23 protein-coding genes and 1 other RNA gene are annotated in these 20,580 nt (G+C 65.7%); 9 read left to right on the forward strand and 15 right to left on the reverse strand.

All coding sequences use genetic code 11. The features are described 5' to 3' along the window. Positions 1–57 precede the first annotated feature (57 nt). The 3 genes from AC13HB_RS10160 (at position 58) to AC13HB_RS10170 (ending at position 2,115) form a co-directional block, all read left to right on the forward strand. Positions 58–990, forward strand: coding sequence for an AraC family transcriptional regulator (locus AC13HB_RS10160; RefSeq protein ID WP_482949632.1), 933 nt, complete (start codon positions 58–60; stop codon positions 988–990). A 127-nt stretch (positions 991–1,117) separates the two neighbouring features. Further along, positions 1,118–1,600, forward strand: coding sequence for a YHS domain-containing (seleno)protein (locus tag AC13HB_RS10165; RefSeq protein ID WP_482949721.1), 483 nt, complete (start codon positions 1,118–1,120; stop codon positions 1,598–1,600). A 107-nt stretch (positions 1,601–1,707) separates the two neighbouring features. Then, on the forward strand, positions 1,708–2,115 hold the full coding sequence (locus AC13HB_RS10170; RefSeq protein ID WP_482949633.1) for an MAPEG family protein: 408 nt from the start codon (positions 1,708–1,710) through the stop codon (positions 2,113–2,115). Between the two features lie 31 nt (positions 2,116–2,146). Here AC13HB_RS10170 and def read toward each other — a convergent pair whose 3' ends face one another. After that, entirely contained in the window at positions 2,147–2,671 is a 525-nt protein-coding gene (gene def, locus AC13HB_RS10175) for a peptide deformylase (RefSeq protein ID WP_482949634.1), read from the reverse strand. A 31-nt stretch (positions 2,672–2,702) separates the two neighbouring features. Beyond that, positions 2,703–4,142, reverse strand: a complete 1,440-nt coding sequence (locus AC13HB_RS10180; protein ID WP_482949635.1) for a DNA recombination protein RmuC — start codon at positions 4,140–4,142, stop codon at positions 2,703–2,705. Between the two features lie 204 nt (positions 4,143–4,346). Here AC13HB_RS10180 and AC13HB_RS10185 point away from each other — a divergent pair, with 204 nt between their 5' ends. Continuing rightward, positions 4,347–5,465 (forward strand): GNAT family N-acetyltransferase, encoded by a 1,119-nt coding sequence (locus AC13HB_RS10185; RefSeq protein ID WP_482949636.1) that lies wholly within the window; start codon positions 4,347–4,349, stop codon positions 5,463–5,465. Between the two features lie 63 nt (positions 5,466–5,528). Next, positions 5,529–6,674, forward strand: a complete 1,146-nt coding sequence (locus AC13HB_RS10190; RefSeq protein WP_482949637.1) for a PQQ-dependent sugar dehydrogenase — start codon at positions 5,529–5,531, stop codon at positions 6,672–6,674. A gap of 10 nt (positions 6,675–6,684) precedes the next feature. Here AC13HB_RS10190 and AC13HB_RS10195 read toward each other — a convergent pair whose 3' ends face one another. The 6 genes from AC13HB_RS10195 to AC13HB_RS10220 form a co-directional block, all read right to left on the reverse strand. Beyond that, positions 6,685–7,401 (reverse strand): queuosine precursor transporter, encoded by a 717-nt coding sequence (locus AC13HB_RS10195; RefSeq protein ID WP_482949638.1) that lies wholly within the window; start codon positions 7,399–7,401, stop codon positions 6,685–6,687. 57 nt (positions 7,402–7,458) lie between these two features. Continuing rightward, on the reverse strand, positions 7,459–8,064 hold the full coding sequence (recR, locus tag AC13HB_RS10200; protein WP_482949639.1) for a recombination mediator RecR: 606 nt from the start codon (positions 8,062–8,064) through the stop codon (positions 7,459–7,461). Positions 8,065–8,071: 7 nt separating this feature from the next. Next, positions 8,072–8,395 (reverse strand): YbaB/EbfC family nucleoid-associated protein, encoded by a 324-nt coding sequence (locus AC13HB_RS10205; RefSeq protein ID WP_482949640.1) that lies wholly within the window; start codon positions 8,393–8,395, stop codon positions 8,072–8,074. Further along, positions 8,392–10,239, reverse strand: coding sequence for a DNA polymerase III subunit gamma/tau (locus tag AC13HB_RS10210; RefSeq protein WP_482949641.1), 1,848 nt, complete (start codon positions 10,237–10,239; stop codon positions 8,392–8,394). The genes AC13HB_RS10205 and AC13HB_RS10210 overlap by 4 nt, the downstream gene beginning before the upstream one ends. 35 nt (positions 10,240–10,274) lie before the next feature. Then, positions 10,275–10,373: signal recognition particle sRNA small type (gene ffs / locus AC13HB_RS10215), an RNA gene on the reverse strand. 45 nt (positions 10,374–10,418) lie between these two features. Continuing rightward, positions 10,419–10,646 (reverse strand): hypothetical protein, encoded by a 228-nt coding sequence (locus AC13HB_RS10220; protein ID WP_482949642.1) that lies wholly within the window; start codon positions 10,644–10,646, stop codon positions 10,419–10,421. Between the two features lie 183 nt (positions 10,647–10,829). Here AC13HB_RS10220 and AC13HB_RS10225 point away from each other — a divergent pair, with 183 nt between their 5' ends. Together AC13HB_RS10225 and nudC are read left to right on the forward strand one after the other, a co-directional pair. Further along, on the forward strand, positions 10,830–12,185 hold the full coding sequence (locus AC13HB_RS10225) for an MBL fold metallo-hydrolase RNA specificity domain-containing protein (protein WP_482949722.1): 1,356 nt from the start codon (positions 10,830–10,832) through the stop codon (positions 12,183–12,185). A 99-nt stretch (positions 12,186–12,284) separates the two neighbouring features. Continuing rightward, on the forward strand, positions 12,285–13,205 hold the full coding sequence (gene nudC / locus AC13HB_RS10230) for an NAD(+) diphosphatase (RefSeq protein ID WP_482949643.1): 921 nt from the start codon (positions 12,285–12,287) through the stop codon (positions 13,203–13,205). A 111-nt stretch (positions 13,206–13,316) separates the two neighbouring features. On the opposite strand, the gene AC13HB_RS10235 is transcribed toward nudC, so the two are convergent. Then, positions 13,317–13,844, reverse strand: a complete 528-nt coding sequence (locus tag AC13HB_RS10235) for a porin family protein (protein ID WP_482949644.1) — start codon at positions 13,842–13,844, stop codon at positions 13,317–13,319. Positions 13,845–14,151: 307 nt separating this feature from the next. Between AC13HB_RS10235 and AC13HB_RS10240 the strand changes: the two genes are divergently transcribed. After that, a complete protein-coding gene (locus tag AC13HB_RS10240; RefSeq protein WP_482949645.1) occupies positions 14,152–14,856 on the forward strand; it encodes a c-type cytochrome in 705 nt (234 codons plus the stop codon). Positions 14,857–14,951: 95 nt separating this feature from the next. Here AC13HB_RS10240 and AC13HB_RS10245 read toward each other — a convergent pair whose 3' ends face one another. The 3 genes from AC13HB_RS10245 to AC13HB_RS10255 are packed head-to-tail and all read right to left on the reverse strand — an operon-like array spanning position 14,952 to position 17,558. After that, positions 14,952–15,803, reverse strand: coding sequence for a C40 family peptidase (locus tag AC13HB_RS10245; RefSeq protein ID WP_482949646.1), 852 nt, complete (start codon positions 15,801–15,803; stop codon positions 14,952–14,954). Next, complete coding sequence (locus AC13HB_RS10250) at positions 15,731–16,144, reverse strand: MarR family transcriptional regulator (RefSeq protein ID WP_482949647.1); 414 nt, start codon at positions 16,142–16,144, stop codon at positions 15,731–15,733. The genes AC13HB_RS10245 and AC13HB_RS10250 overlap by 73 nt, the downstream gene beginning before the upstream one ends. A 55-nt stretch (positions 16,145–16,199) precedes the next feature. Next, a complete protein-coding gene (locus tag AC13HB_RS10255; protein WP_482949648.1) occupies positions 16,200–17,558 on the reverse strand; it encodes a leucyl aminopeptidase family protein in 1,359 nt (452 codons plus the stop codon). Between the two features lie 105 nt (positions 17,559–17,663). Here AC13HB_RS10255 and AC13HB_RS10260 point away from each other — a divergent pair, with 105 nt between their 5' ends. Further along, positions 17,664–18,458 (forward strand): tetratricopeptide repeat protein, encoded by a 795-nt coding sequence (locus tag AC13HB_RS10260; protein ID WP_482949649.1) that lies wholly within the window; start codon positions 17,664–17,666, stop codon positions 18,456–18,458. 6 nt (positions 18,459–18,464) lie between these two features. Here AC13HB_RS10260 and AC13HB_RS10265 read toward each other — a convergent pair whose 3' ends face one another. The 3 genes from AC13HB_RS10265 to AC13HB_RS10275 form a co-directional block, all read right to left on the reverse strand. Continuing rightward, positions 18,465–18,935 carry an OsmC family protein gene (locus AC13HB_RS10265; RefSeq protein WP_482949650.1) on the reverse strand — a complete coding sequence of 157 codons (471 nt, stop codon included), beginning with the start codon at positions 18,933–18,935 and terminating at the stop codon, positions 18,465–18,467. 69 nt (positions 18,936–19,004) lie between these two features. Then, the gene (locus tag AC13HB_RS10270; protein ID WP_482949651.1) at positions 19,005–19,517 is read right to left on the reverse strand and encodes a hypothetical protein; all 513 of its coding nucleotides are present in this window, start codon (positions 19,515–19,517) and stop codon (positions 19,005–19,007) included. A 62-nt stretch (positions 19,518–19,579) separates the two neighbouring features. After that, entirely contained in the window at positions 19,580–20,578 is a 999-nt protein-coding gene (locus AC13HB_RS10275; RefSeq protein WP_482949652.1) for a type II secretion system F family protein, read from the reverse strand. Positions 20,579–20,580: the final 2 nt, after the last annotated feature.

A 20,580-nucleotide genomic window follows, 5' to 3' on the forward strand; every position in this document is an offset into this window, starting at 1 on the left:
CGCGGACTTCGCCTATCGTCCTGTATTCCTCCAAGCCGACAGGACGAAAGGCAAAGCATGGACGTTCTGCACGACATCCTCGACACGCTGGACCTCAAGGGCGTGGTGTATTTCCGAACGCATTTCTCGGCGCCCTGGGCAACCACCGTGCCCGATTTCCAACAAGCGGCCCGCTTCCATCTCGTCGTGCAGGGGCAATGTCATCTCAGCGTTCCGGGCGGCAGCGAAGTCCTTCTGGGGCCCGGGGACCTGGCGCTCGTTCCGGGCGGGCGGGCGCATATTCTCGCCGACCGGTTCAGCGACACGGCGCCCCCGCTCGAAACCGTGCTCAGCGAGGCCGGGTATGACGGCAAGGGCGTTCTGGTTCTCGGCGAAGGGGACAGCCGCGCCGCCACGCAGATGATCTGCGGGCATCTTTCCTTTCGCCCCGACGCCCGGCATCCGCTGCTCGATGCCCTGCCTGACCTGATCCATGTCAGTGCCTCCGACCGGGTCGATCTTCCCATTCTGGACGAAGTCCTGCGCCTGATCGCCCGCCGCATCTTTTCGGAAGGCGCCGGAGCGACGGCGGCCGTGACGCGCATGAGCGAGATCGTTTTCATCGAAGTCCTGCGCCAGGCTATCGCGGCCAGACCCGGCCGGGCCCATTTGCTCAGCGCGTTCAATGACCGCCATATCGGCAAGGCGCTGGCGCTGATGCATGCGGAGCCGGCGCGGCGCTGGACGGTGGATGAACTCGCACAGGCCGTCGGCATGTCGCGCAGCCGCTTCTCCGACCGCTTCGCCGAGCTGACCGGCCAGAGCCCGATGGCCTATCTCGCCGACTGGCGCCTGCAGAAGGCGCTCGCCCTGCTCGGCGATGCCCGCTGTTCGATCCAGGAAGTCGCGAACGAGACGGGTTATCTGTCTCCGGCCGCCTTTACGCGGGCGTTTGCGGGAAAATTCGGCCAGCCGCCCACTGCGTATCGGCGCTCGCTTCAGGCAATTTGATGCAGATCGTCCCAATCGCTTGCCGGATACGCCCAAACATTCCGGGTCGAATTGATTGATCGTATGATCCTGCGCATCTGATCCCCAGCCGGCACAAGCCGGTGCAAACAATGGAGATCAGATCGTGATGAAGAAAACGGCCCTCGCCGCGACCCTCACCCTTTTCGCAAGTCTGGCGGCAGCCCCTGCCTTCGCCGAGGACGAGTACAATGTGTCCACGGGACTGACCGCGGCCGGAACGCCGCTCGGCCTGCACGGCGTCGACCCTGTCGCCTTTCTCGATATCGGCAACCGGATCGAAGGCCGGGCCGAACATGCCGCCGTGCATGACGGCGTGACCTATTATTTCGCGACGGCGGCCAATCGGGCTGCCTTCGAAGCATCTCCGGCACGCTACCTGCCGCAGAATGGCGGCTTCTGCACCTATGGCGTCTCCGTCGGCAAGAAGTTCGACGGCGACCCGCAATACGCGGCCGTCATCGACGACCGCCTCTATGTCTTCCTGAGCGAAGAAATCTTCCATGCCTTCCTGGCCGATCGCGAGACGACGATCTCCCGGGCGGCCGATAACTGGCCGCGCATCCGCGAAACGCCGGCCGAAGACCTCTAACTCCCGCGTCCCGGGGCCGGCCCGCCAGGCCGGTCCCGGGGACGCCCCTTCCCGACCGCGACCGGCGCTGAACACATACCGCGCCGCCGACACTTTCAGGAGCAGGCATGCAAACCGCCTACATCATCCTCGCCCTCAGCGGCGTTCTGACCGTCCTGCTATGGACGCCCTATATCCTCGCCCGGCTCTTCGTCTGGGGATTGCCGACCTTCCTGCACAACTATCCCGCAGGCTTCCCGGTCGAGCAGCCGGCACCGCCGCTCTGGGCCGAACGGGCCCGCCGGGCCCATCTCAACATGGTGGAGACACTCCCCGCCTTCGTGGCGGTGACACTCGCCGCCATCCATCTGGCGGAGGGAACGGAATTCCGGTCTCTGGCCCTGTGGACGCAGATCTTCCTGGCCGCGCGCCTGGTCCATGCTCCAGTCTATATCCTGGGCATCCCCTATCTGCGCACACCGGTCTACCTGGTGTCCTGGGCCGCTATTCTGATGATCGGATATCTGGCGCTCTAGCCGTCGCGCGAGGGCGTGGTCGTACCGGAGGTCAGGCCGCGTCGCGTTCCTTGGCCTTTTCCAGCTTCTTCACCTTCTGCACGGCGCGCTGACGCTTCAGCCGCGAGAGATAGTCGATGAAGAGAATGCCCTCGAGATGGTCCATCTCGTGCTGGATGCAGACCGCGAACATGCCCTCCGCGACCTCCTCGCATTCCTTGCCGTCATAATCGAGATAATTGATCCTGATGCGGTCCGGACGTTCCACCTCGTCATAGACGGAGGGAACGGACAGGCAGCCCTCTTCATAGGGCTGAAGCGTGTCGGACGGGTCGGTCAGAACCGGATTGACGAAATAGCGCGGCTGCGGCTCCTCGTCGGGCTTGGCGAGGTCCATAACGATGACGCGCTTGGGCACGCCGACCTGGATCGCCGCCAGGCCGATCCCGTCGGCCGCGTACATCGTCTCGAGCATGTCGTCCATCAGGGCGCGGAGCTCATCATCAACCTTTTCAACAGGTTGAGAGACCTCTTTGAGGCGCGGATCCGGGACGGTGAGTATATCGCGAATAGCCATGACGTCTAAATAAGTCCGGAAGCTTTACGGATCAAGAATCGAGGGCGTCTGCAGCCTCCAGCGCGGGCAGGTCGTCATCACCGTCCGCACCCGCCGCTTCGAGATATTCCGCAGGCAGGGATTTGCGGGCCTTGGCGCCGAGTTTCTTGAGCTTTTCGGTCTGGCCGACGAGATTGCCGCGGCCCTCGACCAGCTTGGAGCGGGCCGAGGACCAGGCGTCCTTGGCGCCGTCGATGCGCTTGCCCACCGTTTCCAGATCCGAGACGAACCCCTCGAACTTGTCGTAGAGCGCGCCCGCCCGGTCGGCGATATCGATCGCATTGCGGTTCTGCCGGTCGATCATCCAGAGATTTCCGACCGTGCGCATGGCCATCATCAGCGTGGTGGGCGTCGCGATCATCACATTGCGGTCCCAGGCATAGCCGGAGAGTTCCGGATCGTTCTGCAGCGCGAGCGAGGCCGCGCCCTCGAGCGGGATGAACATGAGGGTGAAATCGACGCCCTCGTACAGGCTCGCATAATCCTTCTCGCCCAGCGTCTTGATATGCGTACGCACCGAGGCAATGTGCTGTTTCAGCGCCGCGGTGCGCATCTCCTCGTCCTCGGCATTCACGCAGCGCTCGAACGCGGTGAGCGAGACCTTGGAGTCGATCACCAGGCGATGCCCGCCCGGCATGTCGACGATGACGTCCGGACGCAGTAGCGCACCCTCGGCATTGCGCTCGCTCGCCTGGGTATGGAAGTGCTCGCCCTCGTAAAGTCCCGCGCGTTCGAGAATGGTCGCCAGTACCATCTCGCCCCAATCGCCCTGAACCTTCGACGAGGCGCGCAACGCATTGGCGAGGTTCTTGGCATCCTCGGACATTTGCGAGGCGTCCTTGCGGACGGTTTCCATCAATTGCTTGATCTCGCCGGCATGCCCCGAGCGCTCCTTGGCATCGGTCTCCACCTTGGTGCGGAATTCGGTGAGCTGTTCGCGAAGCGGGTTGAGCAGGGTCTTGAGGCTTTCCGAGCTCTGCTTGTTCAGCGCCTCGCCGCTGGTCTTGAGAATTTCGCTGGCGGTCAGTTTGAACTGCTCGGTCAGGCGTTCGCGCGCTTTCTCCAGCTCCTCCAGCTTTTCGGCATGATGGCGTTCCGCCGCATCGAGCCGCGTCTTCAGGCTGGCATGGTCGCGGGCGAGCCCGGCATGCTCCTCGCGCAGCGCCTCGAACTGCTCGCGGACGCGGTCGCGCTCCTCGGCCGCCGCTTCCAGGCGCGCCAGATTCTCGCGTGCCGCAGCTGCCTCGGACGCCTTCGCCTCGGCCTTCTCGCGCCAGTCGTCGCGCTCGGCCCGCAGCGTCTCCACCTCTCCGGCGGAGAAGCCGTCGCCGGCAGCAGGACGGCGCAGGACAAGCACGGCGAGCAGGGCCAGGATGAGGACAAGGCCGCCGAGCAGGAGCCAGGTTTCAAGACCGATGGACGTCAGGGGCATGATTCAGGTTCGCTTTCTGTTCGGTCGCATAGTGAGCGAGTCGCCGCGTGCGGGCCAGCGCCCGCCTGTCGCGGCCGGTGAATTCCGAGCCTCGCACCCGCACCGGACAGAAATGGTCACCCCGATCGGCCGCCATCGGCCCTTCCCGCCGGGAGACGGCCCGTAATTTGCTTTTCCCCCGTTACGGGAAACGGGAGAGCGGCCATGCGCACGCAGATCGTATCAATCGAGGACATGTCGGCGCACGAGATCGTGCAATGGAACGCCTGGGCGTCCCGCGATGGGGAGCTGACGAGCCCCTATCTGCGCTTCGAGTTTACCGAGACCGTGGCCCGCGCGCGCCGCGACGTCCGCATCGCCGTCTTCGAGGACGATCAGGGGCTGGCCGGTTTCTTTCCCCATCACCGCCCGCATGGCGGCGTCGTCCGCCCGGTCGGGGCTCCGATGAGCGATTATCAGGGCGCGATCGCCCGCGAGCCCGGCCTGCTCGATCCGAAACTTGTCGCCCGCGCCACGGGAGCCTCGGCCTTCGTCTACGAGAACTGGCTGGGTACAGGCGATACGCCCGCCGCCGGAACGCGCAGCCGCGAGGACAGCCAGATCGTCGATCTCGCCGCCGGGCCGGAGGGCTATTTCGAGGCGCAGCGCGGGCTCCACCGCGATCATTTCCGCAAGACCGCGCGGCGCCTGCGCGCGGCCGAGCGCGATCACGGCCCGGTCCGCGTCGTGCTGGGCGACCCGAAGGGCGAGGCTTTCAACCGCCTGTCCGGCTGGAAGCAGGCGCAATATCGCGCCACGGGCAAGCTGAACGTGCTTGGCATCGACTGGGTGCGCCACGTGCTGACCGATCTGCGCAAGCGCGAGGGCCAGGACTTTTCCGGACTGACCGCCTCGCTCTGGTTCGGCGACCGGCTTGCCGCCGCCGAATTCGGCCTGGTGGCCGGCGATGTCTATCACTCCTGGTTCCCGGCCTACGACCCGGATCTGGCAAAATACTCGCCGGGGCTCCTGCTGCTACACGGCCTGTTCGAACAGGCGCCCGAGCGCGGCCTGACGCGGATCGATCTCGGCAAGGGCGGAGATCATTACAAGAAATACTACGCCAACCGCTCCGTCCCGCTCGATCAGGGCCGGGTCCTCTCGCCCGGACTGGCGGCGCTGGGTGTCGCCGGCTGGGACCTGGCGGAGCGCGCGGCGGGCGTGCTGCCGGGCCGTCTCGCCCATCTTCCCGCGCGTCTCAGGAACCGCTGGTCGCAAGTCAGCGCCTTCGAACCGCGCATGGGTCCGCGCCTGACCAGTCTTGCAATGTCGATTTCCCTGTAGGCCGGCTCTTCTCTCTCGTCCGTCCGCGCCCTAACATCGGCGGGTCTGTTCGGGAGTGATCCGATGCGTGCAATTGCCGGAAGTCTCGTTATGGCCTGCCTCGGCGGACTAGGGGCAACGGCCTCACCGGTCCTTGCCCAGCAGGCGATCCACGAGACCGAGCAGGCCGATTTCCGCGTCGTCACGGTGGCGGGAGGCCTCGAACACCCCTGGTCCATGGCTTTCCTGCCTGGCGGCGACATGCTCGTCAGCGAACGCGAGGGCCGTCTTCGCTATATCGAGGACGGCGTTCTGCGCGACGCACCCGTCGCTGGCATCCCGGACGTGTTTTCCGTCGAACAGGGCGGTCTGCTCGGCATAGAGCTGCACCCCGAATTCGAGACCAACCGCCTCGTCTATCTCGCCTTCGCCGAGGGCCAGTCCTCCAGCAACCGGACCGCGCTCGCCCGCGGACGGCTGAGCGAGGACGGGACGGCGCTGGAAGGCGTCGAGATGCTGTTCCGGGTCAGTCCGGACAAGGATCGCGGCTATCATTTCGGCGGCCGCATCGCTTTCCTGCCCGACGGGACTCTCCTGCTCTCTCTGGGCGATGGCGGTCTCTTCCGCAATGAGGCGCAGGATCTGGGCAATCATCTGGGCACGATCGTGCGTCTCAACGAGGACGGCACGGTGCCCTTCGACAATCCCTTCGTCAGCGCACGCGGCGCACAGCCGGAAATCTGGAGCTATGGCCACCGCAATGTGCAGGGCCTCAGCATCAATCCGCAGACCGGCTCGGTCTGGGCGCTCGAACACGGCCCGCGCGGCGGCGACGAGATCAACATCATCACTGCCGGTGACAATTACGGCTGGCCGGTTATCAGCTATGGCGTCAATTACGACGGCACGCCGGTCTCTGCTGACACGCATCACGAAGGCATGGAGCAGCCGATCTGGTTCTGGGATCCGTCCGTCTCGCCCTCCGGTCTCGCCTTCTACGCGGGCGACGGATTTCCGGATTGGCAGGGCGATGCCTTCATCGGCGCGCTGAGCGGGACCATGTTGATCCGCTTCGAGACCGACGGCGACCGGATCCAGTCCGAAGAAGCCCTGCTCGAACGGCTGGGCGAGCGCATTCGCGATGTCGCAGCCGGTCCGGACGGCTTCCTCTACCTGCTCACCGATGCGGATGATGGACGCCTGATCCGGCTCGAACCCGTCATTCCCTGACGGGCCGTGCCTAGCCGCGAATATCCGTGAGCGGCCGCCCCTCGGCGAGATTTCGCAGAAGATAGACGACCGGCGTATCGAACGCGGCCACCAGGACCTTGATCAGGACCTGGCCCAACACCAGGCTGGCGATCGCGGTCCAGCTCACCAGACCGCCGAAAGCGACGGTGATGAACATGGTCGAGTTGAGAATCTGCGAGACAATGGTGGAGACGTTGTTGCGCAGCCAGAGACGGTTCTTGCCGGCATCCTTCACCCGCATGTGGTGAAAGATCAGAACGTCGGCAAGCGCGCTGACGCCGAAGGCGACCATGCCAGCGAAATTCGTGCGCAGGCCCGAGCCGAGCACATCGATAAAGGCGGCCTGACGCTCGGGCGTCCAGTTCGGCCCCGGCGTCACGAAGCCGGCGATATCTTCCAGATGCATGGCATAGACGATCAGGACGACCATGACGAAGCGCATGATGAGACCCGCGATCACCACGCTCAGCGCATGGCCGCGCCCCCAGACCTCGCTGATCACGTCGGTCGCCAGATAGGTCAGCCCGAAAGCCAGTGTCCCGGCCGGCACAAGCACGCTCAGACCGAAAAAGCTGAATTCGTGGATTTTCACGGCGGTGATCGCGGCGAGCACGAGCGACACCATGAAAAGGCCGGTGCAGAAGAACAGGACGAGCGTCTTGCGGGTTACCCGGTCGGTCGGAATGTCCTCCGGCACGTCCACCATGCATCGCCCCTTGAATAGCCTAGGGTGACGCTAGGGTAATTCGCGAAAAGGGGGAAGTCAGACGCTCGACCGGCTCCGGAAGGCCGCGGCCAGCGTGCCGTCGTCGAGATAGTCGAGCTCGCCTCCGACCGGCACGCCGCGGGCAAGCGAGGTGATCGTCACGCCGGCATCGGCCAGCTTGTCGGCGAGATAGTGCGCCGTGGTCTGGCCGTCGACCGTGGCGTTGAGCGCGAGCACGATCTCGCTCACTTCCGGACGCGAGGCGCGCTCGACCAGCTTGGCGATATTGAGATCTTCCGGACGGATACCATCCAGAGCCGAGAGCACGCCGCCGAGGACGTGATAGCGGCCCTTGAAGGCCCCGGCCCGCTCCAGCGCCCAGAGATCGCCCACGCTTTCTACGACGCAGATCGCATTTTCCAGCCGGCCCGGTGCCGCACAGACGGCGCAGGGGTCACTGACGTCCATATTGCCGCATTCCGAACAGGCGCTGATCTTGTCGGCCGCGTCGGCCAGGGCATCGGCCAGCGGGCGCATGACGGCGTCGCGCTTGGTCAGCAGGGTCAGCGCAGCCCGACGGGCCGAGCGCGGTCCCAGTCCCGGCAGCTTGGCCAGGAGGGTGATCAGGCGTTCGATTTCAGGGCCGGCGGAAGCGGTACGCATGGCTGTCCTAGAAGGGCATGTTCATGCCGGGCGGCAGATCGATACCGCCGGCTGCGTCCTTGAGGATTTCCTGCTGGCGCTCTTCGGCCTTGCGGCGCGCATCTCCATGCGCGGCGACCAGAAGGTCCTCGAGGATTTCCGGCTCTTCCGGGTCCATCAGACTCTTGTCGACAGAGACGCCCTTCATGTCGCCCTTGGCGGTCAGCGTCACCTGGACAAGACCGGCACCCGCTTCGCCCACGACTTCCGTCTCGGCGAGCTTTTCCTGCGCTTCGGCCATCTTCTGCTGCATGGCCTGCGCCTGTTTCATCAGGCCCATCAGGTCCTTCATGCGCGTCTCTCCGTATTCTCGTCATCCTTGCGCGCAGCGGGTCGGTCCGTGTCGCGGACCGCGACAATCTCCGCACCCGGGAAGAGACGCAAGGCCTCGCTGACAGCCGGGTCCTGCCGGGCATTCTCGAGCCGTTCCCGCTTTTCGCGCTGACGGCGTTCGAACCAGGTCTCCCCACCCTTCAGATCGGGGTCGGCGAGGATCGCCCAGCGATCGCCGGTCCATTCCTGCAGCCGCCTTGCGAGACGCTGGGAGAGGTCGGATGGCGCGCCCTCGACCGGCTGGAAGGAGAAGGAGCAGGGCTTGTAGACGACCGGACGCACAAAGCGTTCGATATCCGACTGAAGGGCTATGTCGCGCTTTTCCCGCAGGAGAGCGATCAACGCCTCGAACGTTGCGGGACCGTGAAAGCCATCGGGGATATCCGCGTTACCCTGTGAGGTCTCGACAGGCGGTGCGGGGCGGGGATCTGCCTGCGGCGTCTGGCCTGCGGGCTCCATATCCACGGGCGTTTCGGAGGCCGGCCCGGACGCCGGCGCTGCGGCCGGCTCAGGCTTTCCCGGCGCCTCCACGGGGGCCTGTCCTGGCGTCGCTTCAGTGGCTGGTGCTGTCGGCATGGCGGCCAGGATGCGAGCGGCCTCTTCCGGCGGGGGCATGGTCGCCGCCGCAGCCAGACGCAGGAGCGTCATCTCCGCGGCCGGCAGCGGGTCCGGCGCATTGCGCACATCGTCCAGCCCGGTGAGCAGGATTTTCCAGAGCCGGGTCAACTGCCCCAGACTCTGGGCTTCCGACAGCGCCACGATCCGCGCAACGGTATCGGCTGCCTCGCCGAGATCGGCATCGGGACCGGCCGCCTTCACGCGCGATGTGGCGTGGACATAGTCCAGCAGGTCCCGCGTGATCACCACAGGATCGCCGCCGGCATCATAGAGCGAGGCCAGCTCGTCGAGCGCCTCGGCGGTGCGGCCTGCGAGCGCATGCTCCAGCAGGTCCAGCACCCGCGCCCGGTCGGCCAGGCCCAGCATGTCGCGGATCTGCGGCGCGCTGACGGGGCCATCTGCGTCACTGCCCTGGACGATGGCCTGATCGAGCAGGGAGAGCGCATCGCGCACGGAACCCTCCGCGGCGCGCGCGATCAGGGACAGCCCCTCGCGCTCCACGGACGCGTTTTCCTTGCCGCAGATGTTTTCCAGATGGTCGGTGAGGACCTCGCGGTCGATCCGCTTGAGATCGAAACGCTGACAACGGGACAGCACGGTCACGGGAACCTTGCGGATTTCCGTCGTCGCGAAGATGAACTTGGCGTGCTCGGGCGGTTCCTCGAGCGTCTTCAGGAGCGCATTGAAGGCCGAGGTCGACAGCATGTGGACCTCGTCGATGATGTAGACCTTGTAGCGCGCGGAGACCGGCGCATAGCGCACACCGTCGAGGATTTCGCGGATATCGTTGACGCCGGTCCGCGAGGCGGCGTCCATCTCCATCACGTCGACATGGGCCGAGCGCGCGATCGCATCGCAATGCCGGCCGCGCTGCCCCAGATCCATGGACGGCGCGTCGATCTCGTCGGTGTCGAAGTTGAGCGCACGTGCGATCAGGCGGGCCGTCGTCGTCTTGCCGACGCCGCGCACACCGGTGAGCATGTAGGCATGGGCGATCCGGCCGGCCGCAAAGGCATTGGTCAGGGTCCGCACCATGGCGTCCTGGCCGATCAGGTCTTCGAACGTGTCCGGGCGGTATTTGCGCGCCAAGACCTGATAGCCCGGATCGTCGGCCGGAAGATCGAGGCCCGGCATGAGGGCTTCCGTCGCTCCTGCGTCTTCATTGGGGAGCGGCGTATCGTCCATGAGGGCTCTTCGGGTTGCTCGGGCACGCAGCGTGAGGTGGAAGGCCGGACAGCGACCCGAGCGGAAACTCGTTACGGCTGCTTCCTTCCGGACCTGACCGGGTTGGCGAGGCACTCGTCCACAGCCGACCTTCCGCCTTCATATATCGCGTGCCGGGACGCCCGACGCAAGACGCGGCATCATTGCGTCTGCTGTATTTTGCCTTCGCCGAGACGGGCCGCCGCATCGAGAAACGCGGCATGGTCGTCGAGGGCACCGATCAACGCGTCGTCGCCGCCGCTCTCCATCAGCACGTCGCGCCAGTAGCGCGTGATCCGGGACTGGGTTTCCAGCCAGTCCCTTACGGCCATTCCGGCATGATGGGCGAGGCCGGCGGGCGCGGGTTCGGATGCGGGCTTGAATGACATGGCAACTCCTCCTGGGACCGGATTATTTGCGACTCATTCTCAAATGCAAGTTCATTCTTCAATCCTGCCCGCCGCGCGGACCTGTGTCGCAAGGGCGCATGCCCCACCGCGGCGGCGCCTGCTAAAGTCTGTGCCTGCGGGCTGCTATTCCCGCAATGTCAAAGGGATAGGCCCGTGACCGAAATGAGCCTCACCTTCCTGGGCGCTGCCGGTACCGTGACCGGGTCGCGTCATCTGATCGAGTCGGAGGATACGCGCATCCTGCTCGATTGCGGACTGTTCCAGGGTCGTCGCGACATCCGGACGCGCAACTGGGGCAAGTTCGGCGTTTCGCCGCGCAATATCGATGCGGTCGCCCTTTCCCACGCTCATCTCGATCATTCCGGCTATATCCCCCGCCTGATCCGCGACGGCTATGGCGGCGAGATCTACTGCACCCCGCCGACGGAGGATCTGTGCGAGATCCTGCTGACCGATAGCGGCTATCTGCAGGAGCGCGATGCGGAATACGCCAACCGGAAACGCTTCAGCCGGCACCACCCTGCGCGGCCGCTCTACACCGAGCAGGATGCGAAGGATGCCATGTCGTCTTTCAGGCCGGTCGAGTTCGGCACACCGCACCCCATGCCCGGCGGTGCTGAGCTGACCTGCCGTCAAGCCGGCCACATTCTGGGCGCCGCCACCCTGCAGCTGGACTGGAATGGCCGCCGCATTCTCTTCTCCGGCGATCTGGGCCGCTATGGCGACCCGATCATGCCCGACCCGGAGCCTGCCGGCGACGCCGACTATCTCCTGCTGGAGACCACCTATGGCGACCGGCTGCACGGTCAGCGCAATGCCTGCGACCTGCTCGAGCAGGTCATCGAGCGCACGGTGCGGCGCGGCGGCACGGTGATCATCCCGTCCTTCGCCGTCGGCCGGGCGCAATTGCTGATCTACTATCTCTGGCGTCTGAAGACGGCCGGCAAGCTACGCTCGGTCGGCGTCCATCTGGACAGCCCGATGGCGATCGACGCCTCGGACCTGTTGCGCCGTCATTTCGACGAGCACCGGCTCAGCGTCGAGGATGCCCGCGAGATGGGCGGGATCGTGGAGTATGTGCGCGATGCCGAGCGTTCCAAGCAATTGACCAGCGACCCCATGCCCAAGGTCATCATCGCCGCCTCGGGCATGGTTACGGGTGGACGGGTCCAGCACCACCTCAAGACCTATGCGCCCGATGCCCGCAACACGGTCCTCTTCTCCGGATTCCAGGCCCCCGGCACGCCAGGCGCCGCCATTCTCGCCGGCGCCGACGAAATCCGGATTCACGGTCGCACCATTCCCATCGAGGCCGAGATCGCCGATCTGCCCATGTTGTCCGCCCATGCCGATGCGGACGGGCTGATGGCCTGGCTGGGCACGTTCAGCCGGCCGCCGCGCCGGACCTTCCTCGTGCACGGCGAGCCTGCAGCAGCCCGGGCCATGCGCGACCGGATCGAGGAGACGCTCGGCTGGACCTGCGATATTCCCGGACACGGCGAGCAATTCGAGCTCTAGTCATCCCGGCCCGGGAGCACTTCACCGACCGCTTGCTGGCCCTTCGTCAAAGTGCGAGTCTGACACGCCTGCCAGTGCTAGCTGCCGCGGAATTTCCCCATGAACGACCGTACTCTGCTCGCCGATACCCATCCCCTCGTTTTCGCCGGCTCGCCGCTGGATCGCGGCGACCGGCTGCGCCGCGACGAGGACCGCGTCCAGGCGCTGATGGAGGGCGATGAAGGCTGGTGGATGGCGCTCCAGTCCGGCGATCCGCTGCTGCAGCCGGACGGCAATCTGTTCTGGTTCCGGCGTGCGGAGATCGAGGATCTCGACCTCTCGCCGACCCGCGTCTTCCTCGGACATTACAAGGGGTCACCCTGTTTCGCCGCCGGGCTGCTGCCGAACACCATGCCGCCTCCGGGCGTCGTCACCGCGGATGCGCGCGGGGCGGCCATGGGCCTGTCGCACGACGAAGCCGCCATTTTCAGCTACGGCAAATCCCTGCTCGCCTGGCATGCGCGCCACGGCTTCTGCGCGGTGTGCGGCCATGCCACCGAGGTCAAGTCCGGCGGCACGCGGCGCGTCTGCCCCGGCTGTCAGGCCGAGCATTTCCCCCGCGTCGATCCGGTCGTGATCATGCTGGCCACCCAGGGCGACAAATGCCTGCTCGGCCGCCAGGCCTCCTGGCCGCCGACGATGTGGTCAGCGCTCGCCGGCTTCGTGGAACCGTCCGAGACGCTTGAGGAAGCCTGTGCCCGGGAGCTCGAGGAGGAGGCCGGTATCAAGGTCGATATCGCCGGCACGCGCTATGTCATGGCCCAGCCCTGGCCTTTCCCTTCATCGCTCATGATCGGCATGGTCGCTCCCACGCTGGAAGCCACGATCGAGATCGACACGCACGAGCTGGAACAGGCCCGCTGGTTCAGCCGCGAAGACGTCCGGCGCATGCTGGCCGGCACGCATGCGGACAGCGCCCTGCCCGATTCCATCGCGATCGCCCGCCGCCTCGCCGAACTCTGGGTCGACGGGAAGATCTGACGCCCGCTGGCGCGGCGACGTGTTCGTCCAGGCGAAGTTGCAGGCGCGCAAAAGAAAAGGGCTGCGCCATGGCGCAGCCCTTCTCCGGACGGTTATCCGCGATGCGGATGCCTAGCCACCGAAGCGGCGAACATAGGACACACCGTACACGTCGGCTTCGGCACCGGCATCGTAATCAAAGCGGGTGTAGTCGAAGCGCACGCCGTTGACGCCGTCGAAGAAGTATTCGCCGCCGACGCCATAGGCCCAGCCGTCTTCATCTTCGCTGACGGAGAAACCGGCGGCGCTGGCATCGACCTGCGCGGTCGTGTAGCCGGCGCGGATGAAGACATTGCCGTTGTCGGTGGAGTACGGGCGGAAGACGCCGAACAGGCCGGCGGCATAGTCGAGGCTGACATCGCCGGTGACGGCACCGACGGTCACGCTCTCATCGCCGAGGCCAATATTCACCTGGCCTTCGACACCGAAATATTCGCTGAAATCATAGCCGCCGCGGAAGACGACCGTATCGAGATCGACACCGTCGAAATCGATACGCTCATAGCCCGCACCAAGCGTGTACTTGCCCTCTTCCTGCGCCTGGGCGCCGGCGGTGAGAGCGAGAACGGAAAGGGAGGCAACCAGAGCCGTACGGATCATTTTTCTACCTTACATTGTTGTAATGTCAAACGCGCCCTATGCGCGCTTCGCTAAGGCAGATGGCCCTCGAATGAGCCCGATTCAAGGCAGTATCTGGGCGCGACTGCCAAATCGCAGCCCCGTCGCCGCAGGTGTGATTTTTGCGCCACGCCTCATGGCATGACGGGACCAGACGGGTGAGCCCGGACGCCGATTTCACGTGCGGCGCGATTACGCATGCATTCTAGAGCGCTCCGCTGTTGCCTGTACGCGCGGCGCGTGCCAAACACTGGCCCGATCTTCGACTGGCTTGAATTTGGGGGCGTCTATGGGCGATCTCTTCTGGAACAAAATCTTCGGCGTTCTGATCGGTGCGGTCCTCGTCGTCCTGCTGATCACCGAACTGGGTCACATGCTCGTCCCGTCGCACGCGGCCGAGGAGCTGACCGCCGAGAATACTGCCTATCCGGTGGACTGGGCAGCGATCGAATCCGGCGCCGGTGCCACCGTCGTCGAGGAAGAGCCGGTCGACTTCGCCGTCCTGCTCGCAGCCGCCGATGCCGGCAATGGCGAGCGTGTCGCGCGCCGCTGTGCCGCATGCCACACCTTCGAGGAAGGTGGCGCGAACGGCGTCGGCCCGAACCTCTGGGGCGTCGTCGGCGCCACCATCGCGAGCCACGACGGCTTCAACTACTCCGCAGCCCTGCAAGGTCTGGGCGGCGAGTGGACCTATGACGCGCTCAACCACTTCATCGAGAGCCCGAACAGCTATGCGCCGGGCACGGCGATGTCCTTCCGCGGCCTGAGCGACGAGGAAGCCCGTGCCGACCTGGTCGCCTATCTGCGCAGCCTGTCGGCCAACCCGCTGCCGCTTCCCGAGCCGCCGGCTCCGGAAGAGACGATGGAAGAGGCTTCCGGCGAGACGATGGACGACGCTGCAGCCATGGCCGATGAAGCCGCCACGGTTCCGGCGACGGAAATCGAGGAAGAGGCTCCGGCCGAGGCGCTCGAGGACGACACCGACCAGGAATAATGGCCGGTCCGCGCGGGCCCGCGTCAGACACGGAAAACCCCGGATCGCCGATCCGGGGTTTTTTCTTGTCTGATGACCGGTGAAGCTTGCTGCGGTCAGACCGGCCGGACGATGGTGCGCACCGGATTCTCGGCCTCGCGGATGCGTCGCTCAGCCTCCACGAAAGGCTCCAGCGTCACGTCCATGAAACCCGCATTGGCGTGCAGGAAGAATTCGCTATCGGTCATAATGCCGACATGGCCGGGCCAGAACACGATATCGCCGCGCACGCGTTCGGGGTCGTCGGTCACGGTACGCCAGGCCTTCTGGAGGAAGGCTTCCTGCTGGTCCGCATCGCGCGGGCAATCGATGCCGGACGCACACAGCGCCATCTGCACGAGACCGGAACAGTCCAGCCCCAGACTCTCCTTGCCGCCCCACAGATAGGGCGCGGCGAGATAGGCCTCTGCCACGGCGACGAAATCCGGCGCGGTCTCGTCTGCCGGTGCCGTATGCGCCTCGATCACCCAGCCGAGCCCCTGCGCCTCGACGAACCGCCCCTCCCGGCGGCCGGCTGCGAAGCCGGCATTCAGGCTGAGCAGATGGTTGGGAGCCGCCTTGATATCGGGCCTGGAGAAAGCATAGGTGCGCAGGGCGGTAACGCGGCGGTCGACCGGCAGGATTTCGCGGTCGAAACCGGCCAGCTCGACCCAGCCGACATAGCCGTCCGCCCGCGACCAGCCCCAGCCCCAGCCATCGCGCTCATCGAGCACGGCGAAGACCTCGCCGGCGAGCACCTGGTCGTCCATGGCACCGTCCGGCGCCGGAGAGCGGCGGATCGGCGCGGCGGAGATGCGGGCCTGCCAGTCGACGGGCTCCACGAAGCGCTCGGCCTCTACGCGCCCCTTGAGGTGCGAAGCCGCAAGATCGGACCGGGCGGGCGTGAGGCGGGGATCCAGTTCGGACATTGGCGGGTTTCCTCGGCTCTCTGGGCGACGGTTTCGCCGTAATCGTACAGAAACACGGCCCCTTTGACAGTCCGGTGGACCGAGACCTCACGCTTGTCGGCCTTGTCCCGCTTGCGCCGGACCAGGCCCTGACGCTCCAGCACGTCCAGGGCCCGCGTCACGGCAGGCTTGGGCAGGTCGAGCGAACGGGCCAGATCGCGCACGGCATGAGGCCCGGGCTTCATGAAGACCGAGAGCAGGAGAGCGAACTGGCGCGCCGTCAGATCCGCAGTCGCGCCTCGCACCGCATCGGTGGAGACGAGCCGCATCATCTCAAGCGATGTCATCGCCTGCGACGCCATCAAAGCCTACTCCCGTCATAACCTTCGCGCCAGCGGGCGGGCGCCCGGGCGAAGGCTAATTCTGGAAGCGCTCCTTGAGCATTTGGTAAACGGCCCGCGCCGCATGCATGTCGCCGCCCTTGGGACGTCCGGGACGCGCCTTCGGATTCCAGGCAAAAATGTCGAAATGGGCCCAGGTCGCATCGCCGACGAAGCGGCGCAGGAAAAGGGCCGCCGTGATCGAGCCGGCCATGGGCATGGTGGTCGAATTCACAAGATCGGAAATCTCGCCGTCGATATCGGTCTCGTATCCCTTCCAGAGCGGCATGCGCCAGACCGGGTCCTCGACCTTGAGGCCAGCTGCGGAAATGTCCGCGGCGAGCATGTCGTCATCGGTGTAGAAGGGCGCAACCTCCGGCCCCAGCGCGACGCGGGCCGCCCCGGTCAGCGTCGCGAAGTCGAGCAGGAGATCGACATCGTGCTCGGTCGCCCTGGCGAGCGCATCGGCCAGGACGAGACGGCCTTCCGCATCGGTATTGTCGACCTCTACGGTCAGACCCTTGCGCGAGGGCAGTACGTCGCCGGGACGGAAGGCACCGGCCCCGATCGCGTTCTCCACCGCAGGAACCAGCAGGTGCAGACGCACGGGCAGACGGGCCGCCATCACCATGCGGGCCAGACCCATCGCATTGGCCGAGCCGCCCATATCCTTCTTCATCAGGCGCATGAACTGAGCCGCCTTGATGTCGAGACCGCCACTGTCGAAGCACACGCCCTTGCCGACGATCGCCAGGCGGGGATGGTTTTCATCGCCCCATTCCAGCTCCAGCAGGCGCGGCGCCTCTCCCGCCGCGCGGCCGACGGCATGGATCATCGGATAGTTCTGGGCCAGAAGGTCGTCGCCGCGCACCACGCTGATCTGGGCGCCGAACTGGTCTGCCAGTTCGCGGAAGGCGTTTTCAAGCCCCTCCGGACCCATCTTGTCCGCCGGCGTATTGACGAGATCGCGGGTCAGGGCGACCGACCCGGAAATGATGCGCGCCTCCTCGGCGTCGGCATCCTCCGGCAGAACCAGCTGCGCCGGCTCGCGCTCGGCCGCTTTGAACAGGGTGAAGTCGTAACCGCCCAGGGCCCAGGCCGTCGCCGCCACCGTCGGGTCGATCGTCCGGGGAAGATGCGTCCACTGCCAGGCGCCCGCCGGCAAGGCCTTGGCGCCGGCACCGAGTGCGAAGGCGTCCTCGCCACCCCCGACCCCCATCAACGCATCGGCCTCCCCGCCCGCGGGAAGGAGCACGACCTGACCGGGCTTTCCGGCAAATCCTGCAGCCAGGGAGCGATGCTCCCCGGGCAGGCTCGAAACCACCGAATCGGCCTCTCCGCTCATGACCAGCCGGACCGTTCGGGCATCTTGGGCGGAAGTCAGAAGGGTCGTCATGGCAGCATCCTCTTTCGCGTCGCCTCGAGAAGGGCGGTGAATTAACTCATTCTTGACCGCAATTGCGCAGATTCAAGCCGACCCGACAGTAACCCGGTGGCAAGCATGCGCTCCATTTTCATCGCCGCTCCGATTTCGGCCCTCCTTCTGGCCGCCTGCGCGACTACGGCGCCGACGGAGGAAGAGCAGGCCGTCATCGACCAGATGAACGACAATACGATCGTTCCGGCCTCCGCCGCCGAGCGTGAGGCGATTCGCAGCCAGGACCTGCTGTCACAGGCCGCCTTCTGGGCCGAAGCCTATGATCTCAACCCGTCGGATCTGGAAGCCGCGGTGGAGCTTTCCATCGCGCTGCGCCGGCTAGGCAATCATAGCCGCGCCGCCGATATCGCGCGCCAGACTCTCGCCCTGCATCCGGACAATACCGATCTCCTGCTGGCCTACGGCATGGCCGCAGCCGCCTCGGGCCGCGGCGCGTCCGCGATCGAACCGCTGCAGCGCGCCCGCCAGCTTAATCCGTCCGACTGGCAGACGGCCAATGCACTGGGCATCGCGCTCGAGCAGGCCGGCCAGACCGACGCCGCCCGCACGGCCTTCCGCGATGCGCTGAACCTGGAACCGGGCCAGCCGTCGGTCCTGTCCAATCTCGCCCTGTCCTATGTGGCCGCCGGAGAGCCTGCGACGGCCGAGCGCATGCTGCGCGAAGCCATGATCCGCCCGGGTGCCGATCCGGCCGTGCGCCAGAACCTCGCCCTCGTCATCGCCCTCCAGGGCCGTTTCGACGAAGCGGAAAACATCGCCCGCATCGATGTCACCGAAGAGATGGCCGAAGCCAACATGGCCTATATCCGCGCCATGCTGACCACGCGCCGCCGCTACGACGCCGTGACGGCGGACTAGGCGCACCTACCCTTCCAGATAGGTTGCCTCCCATTCCACCGGGAAATTCACCGAGCGTGCGATGAAGCAATGGCGGTGGATTTCGGCGTGGATGGCGTCGGCCTTCGCCGCATCGCTGCCGGGCGCGAGGGTGATTGTGGGGCGCAGGGTGAGCTTCACGAAACGGCCGGTCCCGTCCGGCTCGCTCTCGCCGGTGCCGACGGGCTCGTCGCTATAGCCGTGCACAACGATGCCGGCATTGCTGGCGAGGTGGAGATACCAGAGCATGTGGCAGGCCGAGACCGCCGAGACGAGCAGGTCTTCAGGATTGTGCAGACCGGGGTCGCCGCCGAGCATGGGATCGTTGGAGCAGTGCACGACCGGCTTGCCGGGCGTCTCGATGCTCCAGGTGCGGTCGTAGCCCTTGTAGCGCCGCGTGCCCTCGCCGCGATCGCCGGTCCAGACCACTTTCGTGATAAAATCATGCTCATGCGCCATCGGCACCTCCCAGTCTGAGGCGCCTGTATCGGCATGTTCGCGATTCCAGGAAAGAGTGGAGGCTCGGCCCTATTCCTCGTCCGCTTCCGGCGGAGGGGGCGGCGGTGGTGGTGGCGGCGGAGGCGGCGGCGCGGCCTCCAGGTCTTCCACCTTCTTGAGCGGGAAGTCCTTGCGCAGGAGCGGCGTCACCAGGGTGTGGTCGAAACGGAAATCCTCGACCAGATCGCGCAGCTCCGCCGGCGCGCGCCCGTCCTTGGACAATTCGGCGCCGCGATAGAGGGCGTAGAGACGCAGATAATTCTTGTCGTCCTGGGACAGCGAAGTGTCGTCCAGACGCGAGCAGACGGCGATCAGGCGCTGCATGCCGTTCTTACGCCTGCCGGATTTCAGGTCGATCATCGCGCTGGCGAGGCCAACCTTCCAGCCCATATCGGCGTAATGGGTCTTGGGAGCTTCGTTGAGCCGGCGGCGGGCCTCGTCGGCATCGTCGCGGTCAAGCGCTTCCATCGCCTCGCCGACGGCGAGATCGGCAGCGCGGATCTCTTCGCGCAGCTTTTCCCCTGACTTGCGACGGGAAAACATGGAGTCGGTCCACCTGTTCAGCATGCAACGCGTTATTCAAGTAACGCGCCAGAACGGATTCGTCACATGCTATTGATGCTGATGATGGCCGGGCCGAGGATGACGACGAACAGGACGGGCAGGAAGAAGACGATCATCGGCACGGTCAGCTTGGCCGGCAGCGAGGCCGCTTTCTTCTCGGCCGCGGCCAGGCGCATGTCCCGGTTTTCCTTGGCCATGACGCGCAGTGCCTGTCCCAGAGGGGTACCGTAGCGCTCGGCCTGGATCAGCGAGGTACACACCGCCTTGACGCCGGGGTGATTGGTCCGCTTGGCCAGGTTTTCATAGGCCACGCGCCGGTCCTGGAGATAGGACAGCTCCGCCGTGGTCAGCGAGAGTTCCTCGGCCAGTTCCACCGATTGCGACCCCACCTCGTTGGAAACCTTGTGGAAGGCGGCTTCGATCGACATGCCCGATTCCACACAGATCAGCAGCAGGTCGAGCGCATCCGGGAAGGCGCCCATGATCGATTGCTGACGCTTGGAGGCGAGGTTCTGCAGATAGAGGTTCGGCGCGTAATATCCCAGAAGGCCGAGGCCGAAGGAGAAACAGATCCGCGTGATCGTCGGCAGGCCGAAATCATTGACGTAGAAGACGTAGAACAGCGCCCCCGCGAAGAGGATGATCGGCGAGAGCAGGCGGAAGAAGTAGAAGGTCACCGTCGGACGCTGGCCGCGCAGGCCGGCCTGCTGCAGCTTGTCCTGCAGGGCGGGGTCCTCGAACGCCTTCTGCAGGTTCAGCGAGTCCACGACCTGACGCATCAGGCCCTTGGCCTCGACCTCGCGGATCGAGCCCCGGCCCTTGGCGGCCGCCTCGTGCTCCATCGCCTCGCGGCTCTTGCGCTTGAGCTCTTCGCGGCGGTTCTGGACGCCCTTGATCCGCTTGTCGAGCTTGTCGCCGCTGAAAGCGGGCGAGGTCAGCGTGACGATGGTCGCGAAGACGAGCACCGCCGAGACCAGCGCAATCAGGGATTCCGGGTCGGTCAGGAAATCGCGTACTTCGGTAAAGCCGATGCCGAACATGA

The organism is Maricaulis sp. B-26, from assembly GCF_056857855.1.